Source organism: Natrialba sp. INN-245, from assembly GCF_009807105.1.
GTDB lineage: Archaea > Halobacteriota > Halobacteria > Halobacteriales > Natrialbaceae > Natrarchaeobius > Natrarchaeobius swarupiae.
The window spans coordinates 66,340-82,259 of sequence record NZ_WUBV01000065.1 but is presented as its reverse complement, the minus strand read 5'-3'; the positions used below and the strand labels follow the sequence as shown (position 1 = coordinate 82,259).

Here is a 15,920-nt window from a genome sequence, read left to right as displayed (position 1 = left end):
CGATCCGACTTCTAGTCTAGTTAAAGTGACTATTTAGACGCTAGTGACTACACCGCGATAGGTCGGAGCTAATTTCGAAATCGTGCAACGGGCTATCGGTGAAAAAACTCTCCCGGCTCATCAACGTCCTCACTCGGGGAATCTGACGCTGCTGGGGCGCCATCTCCCTCATCGAGAGAAGAAAGATCCATCTGATCGTGGACATCTGGAAACAGATGATCGAAGAATGGATCCTGTGTCCGGCCAAAGTCAACGCTGGCTCGAGCGCGTCGGTGATCACCATCTGGAACAGAGACGTGACCCAATCGAGAACGTCTGTTATCGATGGTCTCAAGAGGTTATCCAAATAGCTCTTTGAGAAGGAGCGATACTGATGGAGATTCCCGACAACCTGCGATGTCTGTTCAGTGCTCGTGTGATCGAAGAGCGCGATTCTTACATTCTCGAAATTCCCGACCGCGAAATTGAAACTGGAAACCTCCAAGAGGGCGAAAAGTACCGCGTCGCACTACTTGGAACAGCACCCACATCGACAGAGGACAGTACTCAGAGACGAGCGGTGGAGGGTCCAGAGCCACCTGTTGAGGAAGGCGAAAACCGCACTGTGGATATCGAAGGTATCGGGGAGCAAGGAGATGGTATTGCTCGCGTCGAACGAGGGTATGTGATCATCGTCCCCGAGACAGAGAAAGGAGAACGGGTGACCATCGAAATCACTGATGTGAAAGAAACCGTCGGCTTCGGTGAAGTTGTCGAACGAGAGGACTACTACCTGTGAACCAGATCGCAATCGCCTAAGTTAGCTGAAGTAGAGGGTGCTAAGCCCCCGTCCTCAAGGAGCGAACGGAGCAACGCTCGCTCTCTCGCAAACAGTACGAGTCGAACAACTGGGAGAAACAGCGCCGTCGCCTTGCCGAGGTTCACGCTCGGATGTCGAACAAGAACCACGATTACAAGCACAAGCTCACGCACTTCTACGCGACGGAGTACGATGCCGTGTTTGTCGAGAACCTCGATGTGAAGTCGATGCTGGAATTAGATGATAACGCGCGGAACAAGGCCGAAGTGGGTTGAAGTGAGTTCAGAGCGATTCTCGAACACCACTGTGACAAGCACGGCACGCACTACGTTGAGGTCAATCCGAGAGGTACAACGAAAGAGTGCGCGTCGTGTGGGGCGGAAACCGACAAACCGTTATGGATTCGGGAACACTCGTGTCCTTCCTGCGGGTTCGAGACTGATCGGGATTGGAACGCAGCGTTGAACGTGAAGTCACGTGGATTGTCGAAACTAGGAGTGGTTCACTCCGAAGCAACGTCCTTAGAATCGAAAGATTCTGATGGGCTGCGAAAATCGCTGAGCGATTTTCGAACGCCTGTAAAGACTGCGACCGTCCTCAGAACCGAAGGTTCTGATGGGCCGCACGAGAACTCCGTTCTCGTGGACGCTGTGGACTCTGTTTCAGTGTCTGCAAGTTGCGTTTGTCGAGGTTCCCTCGACAGGCTGTCAGACGCAGTCTGACAACGTCGTTGAAACAGGAAGCCCCTGCCTCAAGGAAGCCGCGTCAGCGGCTGAGTAGGCAGGGGTAGTTCACTCGTGAATACCCATCGCGGCGATTTGCTCTTGATACCGATTTCGAATCGTGACTTCAGTTACCTGCGCGACGTCAGCGACTTCACGCTGAGTCTTTTTCTTGTTACAAAGAAGTGCACCAGCATAGATGGCAGCTGCGGCATACCCTGTTGGCGATTTCCCCGATAACATCCCTTTCTCGGCAGTCGTATCGATGATTTCGTTGGCCTTCGATTGTACTTCGTCGGGAAGTTCGAGTTCAGAGCAAAAGCGGGGGACGTATTTTTTTGGATCGACGGGCTGCATCTCGAGACCCAGTTCCTTCGAGATGTATCGATACGTGCGACCGATCTCCATTCGGTCAACCCGTGAGACGGCTGCAATCTCATCTAAGGATCGTGGGATTCCTTCCATCCGGCAGGCTGCGTACAACGTGCTCGTGGCCACACCTTCGATCGAGCGTCCCCGAATGAGATCCTCCTCGAGTGCACGTCGATAGAGGACGCTTGCAACCTCCCGGACAGAGCGGGGAACGCCCAGAGCAGAGGCCATCCGATCGGTCTCAGAGAGCGCAAACTGGAGGTTTCGCTCGCCAGCGTCCTTTGTTCGGATTCGCTCTTGCCATTTCCGCAGTCGGTTCATTTGACTGCGTTTCTCCGAGGAGAGAGACCGTCCGTAGGCGTCCTGATTCTTCCAGTCGATCGTCGTCGTCAGTCCCTTATCGTGCATCGTCTGCGTCGTCGGTGCACCAACGCGTGATTTAGAGTCACGTTCAGCCGCGTTGAACGCCCGCCATTCCGGTCCTCGATCGATCGTCTCCTCTTCTAAAATCAGTCCACAGTCCTCACAGCTAATTTCACTCCCATCTGCACTTCTCGTGAGCGTCGTTGACTCACATTCAGGACAGCTTCGAACGCCCTCCTGTCCAGTGGTTTCGTGCTCTGTTTCAGTATCGCGCTCTTTCTGGCGGGGAAGGCGTTCCATCAACTAAAGTAAATCGCCCTATCGGGTTAAGCGCTGGGTACGACAGTGAGACGAGAATTGTGCGAAAGGCCGACAGCGAAACGCTCGTCGGCCGTGAACAGCCCGGAACGTGGAAGGTGGGTGGAGCGGTGGGTAGTGGGCGATCAGGAACCAATCTCGGCTTTCCACGTTGGATATCCTATAATTTGAGTCGACAGATCGGTAGAAGAGTCGCTGCTGAACAGGTATGCCGATGCTGGTCTCGCACCCGACCACGTTGACGGTGCACCTATCGATGCGAAAATGCGAGCAGTTCCCTCGGGTAGTGATCAATTCAACATTCCGTGCATCGGGAAAATCAGTCAGCAGACACCCTCTCGTAGCTGTTTGAGCGATAGATACGTCATTCACACTACGTGCAAAGCTAAGTAATGATGTGACGAACTCGTCAATGGCGAAGCTATTGTGATGTCAAGAATAATAAAAAGTTGTTAGTTTTAACAGGTTTTAATATTGTGTGTATACTACAATTAGCCTCAACTCACAATTGTTTTTCGACGTCGTAATATTTGCATGGAGTGGCACTTTCTTGGAAGCTGAGTTTCCCGATTACCCCGAGTATCTGATTGCCATCTTTTGATTACGATCGAGCGTCAACTCGACTATTCGGACAGCACTGCTAGGAAAGTGATTTCATACACTAAAGGTGTGGGTCAACCGCTCCACAACTCATCGATGAGTAGGCGACAGATGACAGTGAATCTTGTATAATTACAACATTACTATAACACATCACGAACAGACACATAAATATACAAATAATTCTCAGTAGCGATGCTGAAGTCATTATTATATGTTCGATGACAAGCATTTGGGCATATCGGGGATATACACGGAAACCAACTGTTCACGACGGGGTGATACCGCATCGGCCTTCTCTTGACCTCCTCCCGCGCCTGAAGACGCGGGAATCCCACCATGTGATTTCAGGCCCAGCGTTGTGGCCTGTTGGTTTCAAGACGCATACGTTCCACACGTCTTCTGCTGGGCTTCAGCATCGGTGTGGCTGTCTTGTGGCCCGGTCAAAGAGGCCCCATCCGTAGCCGAGTCATCGTCACCGGCCTTCTGCCGGGAAACTCGGTCGCTTCGGCGGTGACTCTCTCCACTACGGTAGCGGTCTGCAATGTTTATCGCCCCGTTCACGTCGGCCTGATATTCTGTGACCCAACAGCCGCCGTTCGAGCATCTGAACGTCGCCTGTCGTGGCCGGTAGCCGTGTTCATCGCAAGCGTGGCACGCCTTCGACGTGTTCCGGGGATTCACCGTCTCGACGGGAATCCCCTTCTCGGCGGCTTTGTAGCGAATCTGTGCGTGGAGCTTGGCAAATCCCCACCCGTGCAACCGCCGATTCATGTACTCGCCGTAGTCCATGTTCTCGCGGATGTACGTCAGGTCTTCCAGTACCAACACTGGATTCTCGACAGACTCGGCGTACTCCACGACCTCGCGGGTTACACGGTGGAACACATCGTCAATCTGGTCCCACAGTGCGTCACCGTAGGACTCTACGATCCGCTCACTGCCGCGCTTCTGAAGGCGTCTCTTGGCGGTGAAGTAGGTTTTGCGGAGCCGACGAACGGTCTTACCGTCGTCGGTCCACAGTCGGGGGCGAACAGGAGAACCGCTCTCGTCGCGGTGACACACCGTGACGAGACTCGCTTCTCCGATGTCTACACCAATCGGCGTCTGTTCGTTGTCGGACGCCGCAGATTGGTCCTCTACGTCGCGGGTGGCGGTGATATGGAGATACCACGTTCCGTCCCGCTCGAACAGCCGACTCTCACCCATCTCGGCGGCGTCTGCGTACAACGCTTCGAGCCAATCCCGCTGTTCGGGATTGGCGCATGCCGGAATCCAGAGGTGGTAATCTTCGTGGTGCGGGACTTTGACGTACCACTCGATAGCGTTCTGTGGCTGATGGTCAAGTTGCAGTCCCTCGTTGGTGAACCGAACCGGATGGTCGTCGTGAAGCTCGTTGGCGTCGTAGCTGTTCCCACAGAGTTGTGGGACGTACTTCTTGAGGGCGTTTTTCGCGTAGCCGCTCAGGTCGTACTCGACAACCACGTCGTTGGCCGCTGACTGTGTGTCACAGCCAGCGGCGAAGGCGGCCTGAAGCGCCCGCTGGTACGCGTCGCGTGTCTCGCGAAGTTTCTGTCGCTTGTGAGCGTTGGGGGCTACAAGCTTCAGTTCGAGGGTTTTCGTGAGTTCGCCCATCGTCGCCGTATGAGCATTTCGGTTGTGCTCGATATATAGCTCAGCCATCCGGAGTGGAAGTGAACCCGTGGGAAATCCGGCACTGCAATAGAACGGTGCTTGCCACACTATGGTGTCCGCTCGACCCCCGCCTGTTCGCTCCTCGGTTCCGACAGAGCGTCGGAACACTCGTCACTCACGGGAAGGCGGGGGTATGCGCTCGTATCTCTATCAGGCGTGTATCGTCGAGCCGTTGACCCGTTTCGGACTGGTTGCTACGGTGCTCCATCTGAAGATTAACGTTTGTGGTCGATAATCAAATGGTAGTGAGCAAAGCGCCAGCAAAGCAACGAGCGGACGAGACGTTTACGAGCGGCCACTCCGGCCGAATCCTGCTCGTCGTTACTCTCGGAACGCTTTGTGGACAACTCGGCTTTCTCGTCCTCCCACCGTTGCTCCCCGAGATCATCACGACGCTCTCGATTTCCGAGGCGAGGGCGGGATTCGCACTGAGCGTACTCGCCTCCTGTACGGCGGGATTCCGGTATCCAGGGGGTCGGATCTCCGACGACCTCTCGAGAACGACCGCGATCGTCCTCGGTCTGGTCTCGCTGATCGTCGGCTACGGTCTTCTCGCCACTGCCACGAGATACCCGACATTTCTTCTCGGCGTGTCGTTCGTCGGAATCGGACTCGGGATCTACGTCCCCGCAGGGTTCGCCCAGCTCTCGGACGTCTTCGAGCGCAAACGGGGGCGCGCGTTCGGGTTGAACGATGCGGCCGTGAGCCTGGCCGGCGTGTTCGCATCCGGGTTCGCCGCCGTTGCGATCGCGGTCGCAACCTGGCGGTACGCGTTCGCGCCGATTCTGATCGGCCTCGCAGTCGTTACCGTACTGTACAGCGGTTGGAGCAGGGAACCGCACACGATCCAGAAACCAACGCTCGAGGTTCGTCCGACGCTGCGCCGAATTGCACTGACCCCGGGGCTTCGATCGGCGATTGTCGTCGCGGGCCTGTTCATGTTCGTCTGGAACGGCACGATCAGCTTCCTTCCGATCGTCCTCGAGGCCGACCGAGAGCTCTCTCGCAGTGCGAGCAACGTGGCCTACGCCGCGGTGTTCGCCGTCGGCGTTCTCGCCACGCCGCTTTCGGGTTACTGTGGCGACCGCATCGGGTCACTCCCCGCCGTCGTCACCGCAATCGGAAGCGGTCTCGTCGGTCTCGCGGTGCTTCTATTTTCTTCGTCGACCGTCGGCGTCGCTGTTGGAATACTGCTTCTCGCCGTTGGACTGACCGGATTCTGGCCCCCGATGTCGTCGTATCTCATCACGGCGTTTCCCGAGGAGCACAAGGGAGGGGACTACGGCGTCGTCGGAACGGTCTATATGGCGTTCGGAAGTCTCGGCCCCGCCTACGTCGGAATCGTGGGCGGTCACTTGGGATACACAGTGGCCTACGGTGGATTTCTCCTCGTACTCGTCGGCTGTCTGCTCGTCACCTCGTGGCTCACATTCGAGCGGTACCAACGGTTACGCCCAGCGTAGACGTGCCAAGACGCCACACTCAGCGTAGACGTACCGAAAACGCTGTGCCCTGCGAGCACGCCGAGAACGCACGGCATCCGGGCAGTCTGGGACTCACTCGAGGCGGTCGACGTCGTAGAGCGTTCGCTGGAAGGTTTGATCGAGTCCACAGGTCAATCCGCCGTCGACCGCGAGTTCGGTTCCGCTCACGAAGCGTGCAAGGTCGCTTGAGAGGTAAAGCACGGCGTTCGCGACGTCTTCCGGTGTCCCGAACTCCCCCATCGGGTACTGATCGAGGAGTTGCTCGCGGAACTCGTCGTCCCAGTCGGCGGCGCGTTGCTCGCGTCGGGAGTCGGTGACGATCGTCCCCGGACAGACGGCGTTCGATCGGATGCCGTACCGTCCGTACTGGGTCGCGACGAGGCGCGAAAAGGCGTGTAATCCGTTTTTCGCGGCCGAATACGCCGGGAGACCGATGCCGGTGAGTGCGTTCGCCGACGAGACGAAGACGATCGAGCCGCCACCCGACTCGACCATCGCCGGCAACACCTCGTGCGTACAGATGTACGGTCCGGTCAGGTTCAGATCGACGATCTGCTTCCAGCTTTCGGGATCTACCGCGTGGGCGACGTCGTCGTCGAGCGATCCGCCGGCGTTGTTCACGAGTACGTCGATCGATCCGAACACCGCGATCGTCTCGTCGACCATCGACCGGACGCACGCCGTCTCCGTGACGTCGGTCTCGACGAACAGCGCCGATCCGCCGCCTTCTTCGATCAGGGAGACGGTCTCCGATGCGTTCTCGACGTCTATATCCGCGGCGACGACGTCAGCACCCTCCGCCGCGAGCGTCGTCGCGATCTCCCGTCCGATCCCCTTTGCCGCGCCCGTGACGATAGCTGTCCGTCCCTCGAGTACCCGATCGTCCATGTGATATCAGTTGCCGTAGATCCATGAAGTAGGTTTCCCTGTCGGCTCGACACGTCGAATGTCTTATGGGGGTTGTCGGTGAGTTCGATGTATGTTCGGATTCGACGAGAGCTATCGGTCCGTATCGTGGGCAATGAGGCCAGCGAACGACATTCGTGCGATCGGCTCCCAGGATGGGTCCGTGTTGGTCGTTCCCGTCGGGAGCGTCGAACAACACGGCTATCACCTTCCGGTGGGGACGGACACGATCCTCGCGACGGCCGTCTCCTCGGCGAGCGCCGACGCCGTCGACGACGTTCCGATACTCGTGACGCCACCGATCTGGTGTGGGTACTCGCCCCATCACCGATCGCTCGGCGGGACGCTCACGGCCGCGTTCGATCAGCTTCTCGCCCACACGCAGAGCATCGTCGAAGCCGGTCTGGCGAACGGGTTCGACGCGGTCGTCCTCGTCAACGGCCACGGCGGGAACCGGGCGCTCGTCGGCGCGGTCGTCAGCGAAGTCGGCTACGCGAATCCGGACAGTCAGGTGCTCGGATTCACCTACTTCGACCTCGCGACCGATCTCGTCGAGGAGATTCGAGACAGCGACCTCGGCGGCATGGCCCACGGTGGTGAGTTCGAGACGTCGCTCGTGTTCCACCTGGATCCCTCGCTCGTCGGTCGAGACGCCATGGACGCCAAACCGTTCGACGAACCGTACGACCTCGGCGACGAGGACCTCGTCCAGCCGGGGCCACTCGGTGTCTACCGGCCGTTCGAGGAGTACTCCGAATCGGGTGCGATCGGTGCCCCGGAACGGGCCTCCGCAGAAAAAGGCGAGGTGCTCTTCGAGTATCTCACGGACGAGATCGCCGACCTCTTCGAAGCGATCCACGTCCAGAATCGGTAACTTCGACCTCGACCCGCCGACAACCCACTACCGACCGACAGCGGTAACGAACAGTCGCTCGACAAGGCGGAGATCCCTGGTATCGACCACCGCGTCGACCGTCTCGGAGACGCCGTCGTCGATCCGATCGTCCGGATCGAACAACACCGACGTGCCTGCGACTTCGAACGCCTCCTCGTCCGTATGCGAGTCGCCGACGTAGAAGACGTCCGTCGTGGTGATCCCGCGGTCGCGACAGATCCGCTCGAGGACGTCGTCTTTCTCGTTCGGGCCCACCCCGGCGTCGACCCCGGTGATCGCCCCCGCATCGTCGAAGCGAATCTCGTTGCCCCGAACGAACGCGGGCTCGAATTCCGCCAACACGTCCTGCAGGTTCGTCACACCGGCGCTGACCGTCCCGAACGGAACGTTCGCGTCCGTGATCGTCTCGAGTAACCCGCCCGCTCCACGGGTAAGCTTTACGGCGGACGCGGCACGATCGATGTGCGTTTTCTCGACGCCGCGGGCGTCCAGCAGGGCCGCGTTCTCGTCACACCACTCGGCGAACGTCAGTTCGTCCTCGCGGTATCGCTCCGTCAGAGCCTTCCCCTGTTCACGGGTGCCGAACAGCTCCTGTAAGAGGAGCCAGCCGCCGCGCTGGTCGACGAGCGTTCCGTCGAAGTCGAACACCGCGAGCTCCGGCCGCGGGTTCGTACCCCACGTCGACGCCTCGGGAAACGAGACGTCGGGGGAGTCGACGATCGGTCGGGTCGTCACGGGAGGCTCACCTTGCCCATCACGACCGGTTCGTCCGCTCCCGTCGCCCCGGGGACGTTGTTCGGTCGACCGTCGAGGCGGGCGACGCCCATGAGTGCGAACAGTGCGGCTTCTTTCGCGTCGGGATCGAACCCGAGCGTCGACAGCCGATGGACGTCACACACCACGCGCTCGGACAGCATGGCCATCAACGTGGGGTTGTACGCCCCGCCGCCCGAGACGAACATCTCGTCGGGGTAGGGCTCCGCGAAGCGCTCGTAGGCCTCGGCGATCGTTTCGGCCGTAAACGCCGTCGCCGTCGCGACGAGATCCGCATCCTCGAGTCCGCGGTCGCGTCCCGCGTCGATAAACCGGCGAGCGTATTCGTGGCCGAAGTCCTCCCGACCGGTCGTCTTCGGCGGTGACTCGTCGAAGTAGGGGTCTTCGATGAATCGATCGATCATCGACTCGTCGGGCGTTCCCTGCGCCGCGATCTCCCCGTCAACGTCGTAGGTCCGTTCGCCGTCCGTGAGGATCTCGACGACGGCGTCGATGACCATGTTTCCTGGCCCGGTGTCGAACGCGCGGACGTCGTCCCGTCCGGGCGACGGCGGGAGAAGCGTACAGTTTCCGATACCACCGACGTTCTGCAACGAACGGTGGTGTTCCCCGTCGCTGAACGCCGTCGCGTCCAGATACGGCGCCAGCGGCGCGCCGTGACCCCCCGCCGCAACGTCGGCCGTCCGGAAGTCGGATACGGTCGTCACGCCCGTCTCCCGCGCGATCACGCTTCCATCCGCGATCTGGAGGGTCGACCGCCGGGGAGTGGCGACGCCGGGGAGCGACTCCCGGGTCCCGATGTGCCAGATCGTCTGGCCGTGACTGCCGATGACCGCGACGTCATCGGGGTCGACTCCCGCCTCGTCCATCGCCCGCGTCGCGACGTCCGCGAGGAGGTATCCGAGTCCGACGTTCAGCCGGCAGGCCTCGTCGACGGTCCCCGTCTCCTCGTCACAGAGTTCGACGAGCCGCGCCCTGAGTTCGTCCGGATACTCCTCGGAGACGAACGACTCGACGGCGACTTCGTAGGGATACTCCTCGTTCGTTCCCGTCTCCGTCACCGAACAGCAGGCGGCGTCGATCCCGTCGAGAGAGGTCCCCGACATGAGCCCGACGGCGTATCGCGCGTCCCCGCCGTCCGTTCTGACGGGAGGCTGGCCGGTTCGTGGATCTCCATCCGAACTCTGGCTCCCACGGGAGTGTTCGTCCGATCGATGCGCTCGTGACGTCGTCTCGTCTGCGTTAGCTGTCATGGAGTGATTTTCTGAAAACGTATTCGTCGATCCCAGGCTGTACGTAGCCCTCGAGTTGGCCGACCCGGTCGTAGCCGCGGTGGCGGTAGAACGCCTGTGCCGCCTCGTTGAAGTCCGAGACGAGCAGGAACAGCTCGTCGCTCGTCGTCTCCGTCGAGACGAACCGTTCGGCGTGGTCCAGCAACGCGGAGCCAATGCCCTGGCCCTGTGCGTCCTCGGCGACGCCGATCAGTTTGAGATAGCCCGACCGATCGAACGCGCCGTTCGGAACGGTCCACGCGAAGCCCGCGACGGTGTCGTCGACGGTCGCAACGACGAGCAGGTCGTCGTCCGCGACGTCTGCCACCTCGAGTCGGTAGCGCTCCTCGTAGGCCGTCCACGGCGAGGTCGTCGCCAGAATCTCGTTGATCGCCTCGAGGTCGTCGTCCTCGTATCGTCGAACGTCCGCGCTCATGGGGAATCAGCGCTCGAGTCAGTCGCAGCGGCGACGTCGTGGACTCGCCGGCGAAACGAGGCCAGGGAGCCGTCCGGATCCATCGCCAGAACGTGGTTGGTGAGCACCACGGCGAATCGGTCGGCACGCGGATCCATCCACATCGAGGTGCCGGTGAATCCGGTGTGGCCGAAGGCCTCCGCCGACCACGCCGTTCCGGGCGTATCGGCGTCCCCGAGTTTCCAGCCGAGACCCTGTCGCGCCTCCATCGATTCGAGCGCATCGCTTCGAAGCCGTTCGACCATCCCTGGCGAGAGATACTGATCTCCCTCGAACTCGCCGCCACACAGCAGCATCCGAGCGACGGTCGCCAGATCGCGACCCGTCGAAAAGACGCCGGCGTTCCCCGATTCGCCCTCCATCGCACGGGCGAGATAATCGTGGGGCTCCCCCTCGAGAACCCGCCCCTCCCAGCGGCGGTCGCGCGTCGCCGCGACGTTCTCGGTCGAAACCGACCCGAGCGTGGTCTCCTCGAGTCCGAGCGGTTCCGTGACGTGGCGCTCGAAGAGCGTCGCGAGAGAGTCACCAGTCACGCGGCGGAGGACCTCCCCGAGGAAGACGAAGTTCAGATCGCTGTAGACGTGCCACTCGCCCGGATCGGCGAGTACCGAGAGCGGACTGTCGAACAGCGACTCGAGGACGGCGGATCTGGACTCCCAGCCGAACGGAAACGCCTTGTACGGCGGGAGGCCGGAGGTGTGCGTCAGCAGGGAACGAAGCGGGATCTCCCCCCGCGGCGTTCCCTGGAGTTCGTCGACGTGATCGCTCATCGTCGAGGAGAGCGTCAATGTTCCCGCCTCGACGAGGCGGGCCGCGATCGTCGTCGTCGCGACCACCTTCGTGAGCGACGCCACGTCGAACGCCGTCTCCGACGTGACCGGGTCGCCCGCGGTGTTTCGGTCCCCGACGGTGAGTTCTCCGTCCACGCCGGCGCTCGAGCCCACGAGGACGACCGCACCGTCGTACAGGCCGCGGTCGAGACCGCGCTCGAGGACCGGTCGGAGCGGATAGGAGTTGTGGGACGGTGCCGATTCAGTCATTCGACACCTCCGGGGCGGTGTCCTCGATCCGATCCGGGGCCGCGTCCGTCGGGTCGCCGATCGTGCCGGCCCGCGTATCGGGATCGGTGAAGTGACACAGGTACTGATGGTCGGGCGAGACGGAAGCAGGTTCGGGCTTGACCGCCGAACACGCCTCCTGGGCGAGCGGGCACCGGGTGTGGAATCGACAGCCGGACGGCGTATCGATCGGGTCCGGTGGCTGTCCCTCGAGTCGGATCTGTGCGGTTTCGCTCCTGCCGATCTCCGGAACTGCCGAGAGCAGCGACTGAGTGTAAGGATGAGCCGGCTCATCGAATATTGTCCCGGTCGGCGCTACCTCGACCAGTTCGCCGAGGTACATGACGCCCACGCGGTCGGTGATGTAGCGGATGGTCCGCAGGTCATGAGAGATAAAGACGAGCGTCAGGTCGTACTCCTCTTGAATCTCGGTGATGAGCTCGAGAATCTGGGCCTGGACGGTGACGTCCAGGGCACTCGTGGGCTCGTCCGCGACGATGAACGACGGGTTGACGCTGATCGCCCGTGCGATCTCGACGCGTTGTTTCTGCCCGCCGGAGAGTTCGTGGGGATACCGGTGGCGCATCCCGGGATCGAGGCCGACGCGGTCGAGAAGCGACCGGATCTCCGCCGCCCGCTCCGTCTCGTCGAGGTCGCGGTGAAGCTCGAGCGGTCGCCGAAGGATGTCCCCGATCCGTTTTCGCGGGTTCAGCGACGACGACGGATCCTGGTGGATGAACTGGATCTCCGAGCGGAAGGGGCGCAACTCGCGGTCCGACAGGGTGGTCAACTCGGTCCCACGGAAGGTGATCGATCCGCCCGTCGGCTCCTCCAGCCGGAGTAACGTTCGTGCGAGCGTCGACTTGCCACAGCCGCTCTCGCCGACGAGGCCGAACGTCTCCCCCTCGGCGAGCGTCAGCGAGACGCCGTCGACCGCTCTGACGTACTGTGTCCCGCCGACGAGCGAGGCGAGCACCCCCTCGTTCACTGGGAAGTACTTCTCGAGGTCGCGGACCTCGAGGATCGGTTCCGTACCGCCGCCGGATTCGGCCGTCGAATCCTGTGAATCGTTCGCGCTCATGGCTCACCCCCATCCGTCGTCGGACGGTCTCGGTTGGCGTTGGAGCGACCGCTCTCCGACGGCGACCGACGCGGTGCCAGGGCGTCGCCGTTCCCGTAAAGCACGCAGTGGACGGCGTGTCCCGTCGGATCGTTTCGCCGGGGAGACGGAACGTCGTCGTCTCCGCCCTCCCGGACGGGGAGTGGTTCGTCCGCCGTCGTGACCGGATACTCCGGCGGGAACCGGGCGTCACAGCAGGCCGTCGCCGACGGACACCGGGGACCGAACGGACAGCCGGGCGGTTTGTCGGTCGGGTCCGGAACCTGGCCCGCGAGCGGATCGAGCGTCTGGCCGCCCTCGAGGCTCGGGATGCTGTCGAGGAGCGCCTGCGTGTAGGGGTGTTTCGGGTGTGCGAACAGTTCGTCGGTCGGCGCCCGCTCGACGACTCGACCGGCGTACATCACGGCGACACGGTCACAAATTTCGTTGACGACGCCCATGTCGTGGGTGATGAACAACACCGCCGTATCGAACTCGGCTTGCACTTCGTCGATCAGGTCCAGAATCTGTGCCTCGATGGTCACGTCGAGTGCCGTCGTCGGCTCGTCCGCGATCAGCAGGTCGGGCCGACAGCTGATCGCCATCGCGATCATCGCACGCTGTTTCATGCCGCCCGAGTACTCGTGGGGGTACTCGAGTGCGCGCTGTTCCGGGGCGGGAATACCTACTCGCTCGAACAACTCGACGGTCTGCTCCCAGGACCGCTCGTAGTTCGTCGGGTGGGACTTCGACCGAAGCAGATTTCCGAGTACGGACGTCTCGAGTCGGCTGATTCCCTCGTTTGGGATCGACCGATGGGTCCGGATCGTCTCGGAGATCTGGTCGCCGACCGTAAGGACGGGGTTGAGCGACGACCCGGTCTCCTGGAAGATCATCGAGATTCGATCGCCGCGGATTTCGCGGAGTTCGTCGTCGGTTTTCGTGAGCAGCTGTTGGTCGTCGAATTCGACCGAGCCGTCGATTCTGGCCGATTCCTCGAGCAATCCGAGAATCGTCGCGGCGGTGACCGACTTGCCGCTGCCGCTTTCGCCGACGAGACCGACCGTCTCTCCGGGTTCGATCGACAGCGAGACATCCGTGACCGCTTCGACTGGCCCCTCCTGGGACGGAAAGGTCACCGAGAGGTCGCTGATGTCGAGTAACTGCTGTGGTGGGTTCGACTGATCTCGCTCCGTCTCGGTTCTCGCCGTCTCGACGTTTCGATCGTGGCTCATCGGGTAGCCTCCATTTCGTCTCCTTGGTGTGGGTCGAGGGCGTCGCGAAGCGCGTCGCCCACGAAGTTGAGATTCAACACGGTGAACATGATCGCGAGACCTGGGGCTATCGTCCACCACGGTGCGTGCGTCATGAACTGGCGACTATCCGCCAGCATACGTCCCCAGGACGGGTCCGGTGGGGGAACGCCGAGTCCGAGAAACGAAAGGGCACTCTCGAGTAAGATGGCGACGGCCATACTGATCGTCCCCTGGACGATGATCGGGGCCGTAATATTCGGGAGGATCTCCGATCCAATGATCCGGAAATCTGACTCCCCGATCGATCGGGCGGCCTGAACGAACTCCTCATCTTTGACCGACAGGACGCTCCCGCGGGTAATCCGGGCGAAGATCGGCCAGTAGACCACCCCGACAGCGATGATCACGTTGTACCAGTTTTGGCCCATGATCGCGACCATCGCGAGTGCGAGCAACAGTGCCGGGAACGAGAAGATCGTATCGGCAAAGCGCATGATCCCCTCGCCCAGCAGGCCCTCGTAGTAGCCGGCGATCGCACCGAGCGTGACGCCGACCCCGGCCGCGACGGCGACCCCGACGAACGCGACGATAAGCGAGGTGCGAGCGCCGAGTGCCACCCGCGCGAGGATATCTCGGCCGTACCGATCGGTGCCGAACGGATGGACGAACGACGGCGCCTGATTCATCTGGTCCAGATTGGTCGCCGTCGGGTCGTGGGGAAGGACGAACGGACCGAACACCGCAACGAAGATGGTGATTCCGAGCCCGATCGTTCCGACGAGTGCGAGTCGGTCGTTGCGGACGGTTCGTGCGAACACCGACAGAAACGACTGCTGGTCCGATGTCTCGGCCGGTTCGCTGTCGACGTCGGCGGTTGTCTGTGTCTCACTCATAGCGAATCCTCGGATCGAGATAGGTGTACAGGATGTCGACGACGAAGTTGACCGTCGTAAATAGGAACGCCGTAACCAACAAGACACCCTGTAAGATCAGGAAGTCCCGGTTCAGGACGCCGTTTAATGCGAGCCGTCCGAATCCCGGGAGCGCGAAGATCTCCTCGATGACGATCGAGCCGCCGAGCAGGTAGCCCAGGTTGATGCCGATGATCGTCACCGTAGGGATGAGCGCGTTCATGATCGAGTGTTTGTTCTGTATCAACGCGGGGACGAGCCCCTTCGATCGTGCGACTTCGACGTATTGCTGGTCCATCACCTCGAGCAGGCTCGAGCGCATGTACCGCATCACGATCGCCGCCTGTGCCGTCCCCAGCGCGATCCACGGGAGGATCAGGTGTCGGATTCCCTGGATCGGGTCCGCAAGCGGCGAAACGAATCCGGACGCCGGAAGCACCCGGAGATACTCGGCAAACACCAGGATCAGGAGGATCCCGAGGAAGAAGTTCGGAATCGCGATTCCGGAGTAGGCGGCGATGGTCGCGCCGGAGTCGAACTTCGTGTTCCGCCGAGTTGCGGAGACGATTCCGGCCGGAATGCCGATGAAGATCGAGACGAGGAGAGCCCCACCGGCCAGCCAGAACGTCACCGGGAGCGTCTGGACGATGAGGTCGCTCACCGGCTGTCCGTACATGATCGACGTGCCCAGATCCCCGGTCAGGACATCGCCCAGCCAATCGACGTATCTCACGTACAACGGCTGGTCGAGCCCGAGATCTTCACGGATCATCTGGACCTGTTCCTCGGACGCTTCCGTCCCGAGCATCGTCCGGACCGGATCGCCCCCAGCCACGTTGATCAGCAAAAAGGCGATCAACGTCACGCCAAACATGACGGGAACGTACTGGGCGATTCGCTTGACGACGTAGCGTTTCATTTG

General features: G+C 61.2%; 14 protein-coding genes and 1 pseudogene. 4 read left to right on the top strand and 11 right to left on the bottom strand.

The window, feature by feature from the left end; genetic code table 11:
• Positions 1–373: 373 nt before the first annotated feature.
• Positions 374–778, top strand: a complete 405-nt coding sequence (locus GRS80_RS20240; protein WP_160049162.1) for a TRAM domain-containing protein — start codon at positions 374–376, stop codon at positions 776–778.
• Positions 779–834: 56 nt separating this feature from the next.
• Positions 835–1,521: pseudogene (locus GRS80_RS20235) on the top strand (transposase); the annotation flags it as partial.
• A gap of 69 nt (positions 1,522–1,590) precedes the next feature.
• Here GRS80_RS20235 and GRS80_RS20230 read toward each other — a convergent pair.
• A complete protein-coding gene (locus tag GRS80_RS20230) occupies positions 1,591–2,556 on the bottom strand; it encodes a transcription initiation factor IIB (protein WP_160049161.1) in 966 nt (321 codons plus the stop codon).
• Between the two features lie 993 nt (positions 2,557–3,549).
• Positions 3,550–4,809, bottom strand: a complete 1,260-nt coding sequence (locus GRS80_RS20225; protein ID WP_160049166.1) for an RNA-guided endonuclease TnpB family protein — start codon at positions 4,807–4,809, stop codon at positions 3,550–3,552.
• Between the two features lie 305 nt (positions 4,810–5,114).
• Here GRS80_RS20225 and GRS80_RS20220 point away from each other — a divergent pair, with 305 nt between their 5' ends.
• Complete coding sequence (locus GRS80_RS20220; protein WP_160049160.1) at positions 5,115–6,332, top strand: MFS transporter; 1,218 nt, start codon at positions 5,115–5,117, stop codon at positions 6,330–6,332.
• Positions 6,333–6,425: 93 nt separating this feature from the next.
• On the opposite strand, the gene GRS80_RS20215 is transcribed toward GRS80_RS20220, so the two are convergent.
• On the bottom strand, positions 6,426–7,241 hold the full coding sequence (locus GRS80_RS20215) for an SDR family NAD(P)-dependent oxidoreductase (protein ID WP_160049159.1): 816 nt from the start codon (positions 7,239–7,241) through the stop codon (positions 6,426–6,428).
• Positions 7,242–7,374: 133 nt separating this feature from the next.
• Between GRS80_RS20215 and GRS80_RS20210 the strand changes: the two genes are divergently transcribed.
• Positions 7,375–8,133 (top strand): creatininase family protein, encoded by a 759-nt coding sequence (locus GRS80_RS20210; protein WP_200840435.1) that lies wholly within the window; start codon positions 7,375–7,377, stop codon positions 8,131–8,133.
• 27 nt (positions 8,134–8,160) lie between these two features.
• Here GRS80_RS20210 and GRS80_RS20205 read toward each other — a convergent pair whose 3' ends face one another.
• The 8 genes from GRS80_RS20205 to GRS80_RS20170 are packed head-to-tail and all read right to left on the bottom strand — an operon-like array spanning position 8,161 to position 15,917.
• Positions 8,161–8,889, bottom strand: coding sequence for an HAD-IB family phosphatase (locus GRS80_RS20205; protein ID WP_160049157.1), 729 nt, complete (start codon positions 8,887–8,889; stop codon positions 8,161–8,163).
• A complete protein-coding gene (locus tag GRS80_RS20200) occupies positions 8,886–10,181 on the bottom strand; it encodes an anhydro-N-acetylmuramic acid kinase (protein WP_160049156.1) in 1,296 nt (431 codons plus the stop codon). The genes GRS80_RS20205 and GRS80_RS20200 overlap by 4 nt, the downstream gene beginning before the upstream one ends.
• Positions 10,171–10,635, bottom strand: coding sequence for an N-acetyltransferase (locus GRS80_RS20195; protein WP_160049155.1), 465 nt, complete (start codon positions 10,633–10,635; stop codon positions 10,171–10,173). Before GRS80_RS20195 ends, GRS80_RS20200 begins: the two co-directional genes overlap by 11 nt.
• The gene (locus tag GRS80_RS20190) at positions 10,632–11,714 is read right to left on the bottom strand and encodes a serine hydrolase domain-containing protein (protein ID WP_160049154.1); all 1,083 of its coding nucleotides are present in this window, start codon (positions 11,712–11,714) and stop codon (positions 10,632–10,634) included. Before GRS80_RS20190 ends, GRS80_RS20195 begins: the two co-directional genes overlap by 4 nt.
• Positions 11,707–12,813: an ABC transporter ATP-binding protein gene (locus tag GRS80_RS20185; RefSeq protein WP_160049153.1), complete on the bottom strand. Its 1,107-nt coding sequence runs from the start codon at positions 12,811–12,813 to the stop codon at positions 11,707–11,709. Before GRS80_RS20185 ends, GRS80_RS20190 begins: the two co-directional genes overlap by 8 nt.
• Positions 12,810–14,066 carry an ABC transporter ATP-binding protein gene (locus GRS80_RS20180; RefSeq protein WP_160049152.1) on the bottom strand — a complete coding sequence of 419 codons (1,257 nt, stop codon included), beginning with the start codon at positions 14,064–14,066 and terminating at the stop codon, positions 12,810–12,812. Before GRS80_RS20180 ends, GRS80_RS20185 begins: the two co-directional genes overlap by 4 nt.
• A complete protein-coding gene (locus GRS80_RS20175; protein ID WP_149081827.1) occupies positions 14,063–14,980 on the bottom strand; it encodes an ABC transporter permease in 918 nt (305 codons plus the stop codon). Before GRS80_RS20175 ends, GRS80_RS20180 begins: the two co-directional genes overlap by 4 nt.
• Positions 14,973–15,917, bottom strand: a complete 945-nt coding sequence (locus GRS80_RS20170; RefSeq protein WP_160049151.1) for an ABC transporter permease — start codon at positions 15,915–15,917, stop codon at positions 14,973–14,975. The genes GRS80_RS20175 and GRS80_RS20170 overlap by 8 nt, the downstream gene beginning before the upstream one ends.
• Positions 15,918–15,920 lie beyond the last annotated feature (3 nt).

Bases quoted from the DNA above. Each gene is read 5' to 3' on its own strand.
- GRS80_RS20240 (WP_160049162.1), top strand. From the start codon at position 374: ATGGAGATTCCCGACAACCTGCGATGTCTGTTCAGTGCTCGTGTGATC.
- GRS80_RS20230 (WP_160049161.1), bottom strand. From the start codon at position 2,556: ATGGAACGCCTTCCCCGCCAGAAAGAGCGCGATACTGAAACAGAGCAC.
- GRS80_RS20225 (WP_160049166.1), bottom strand. From the start codon at position 4,809: ATGGGCGAACTCACGAAAACCCTCGAACTGAAGCTTGTAGCCCCCAAC.
- GRS80_RS20215 (WP_160049159.1), bottom strand. From the start codon at position 7,241: ATGGACGATCGGGTACTCGAGGGACGGACAGCTATCGTCACGGGCGCG.
- GRS80_RS20210 (WP_200840435.1), top strand. From the start codon at position 7,375: ATGAGGCCAGCGAACGACATTCGTGCGATCGGCTCCCAGGATGGGTCC.
- GRS80_RS20200 (WP_160049156.1), bottom strand. From the start codon at position 10,181: ATGACAGCTAACGCAGACGAGACGACGTCACGAGCGCATCGATCGGAC.
- GRS80_RS20195 (WP_160049155.1), bottom strand. From the start codon at position 10,635: ATGAGCGCGGACGTTCGACGATACGAGGACGACGACCTCGAGGCGATC.
- GRS80_RS20190 (WP_160049154.1), bottom strand. From the start codon at position 11,714: ATGACTGAATCGGCACCGTCCCACAACTCCTATCCGCTCCGACCGGTC.
- GRS80_RS20185 (WP_160049153.1), bottom strand. From the start codon at position 12,813: ATGAGCGCGAACGATTCACAGGATTCGACGGCCGAATCCGGCGGCGGT.
- GRS80_RS20180 (WP_160049152.1), bottom strand. From the start codon at position 14,066: ATGAGCCACGATCGAAACGTCGAGACGGCGAGAACCGAGACGGAGCGA.
- GRS80_RS20175 (WP_149081827.1), bottom strand. From the start codon at position 14,980: ATGAGTGAGACACAGACAACCGCCGACGTCGACAGCGAACCGGCCGAG.
- GRS80_RS20170 (WP_160049151.1), bottom strand. From the start codon at position 15,917: ATGAAACGCTACGTCGTCAAGCGAATCGCCCAGTACGTTCCCGTCATG.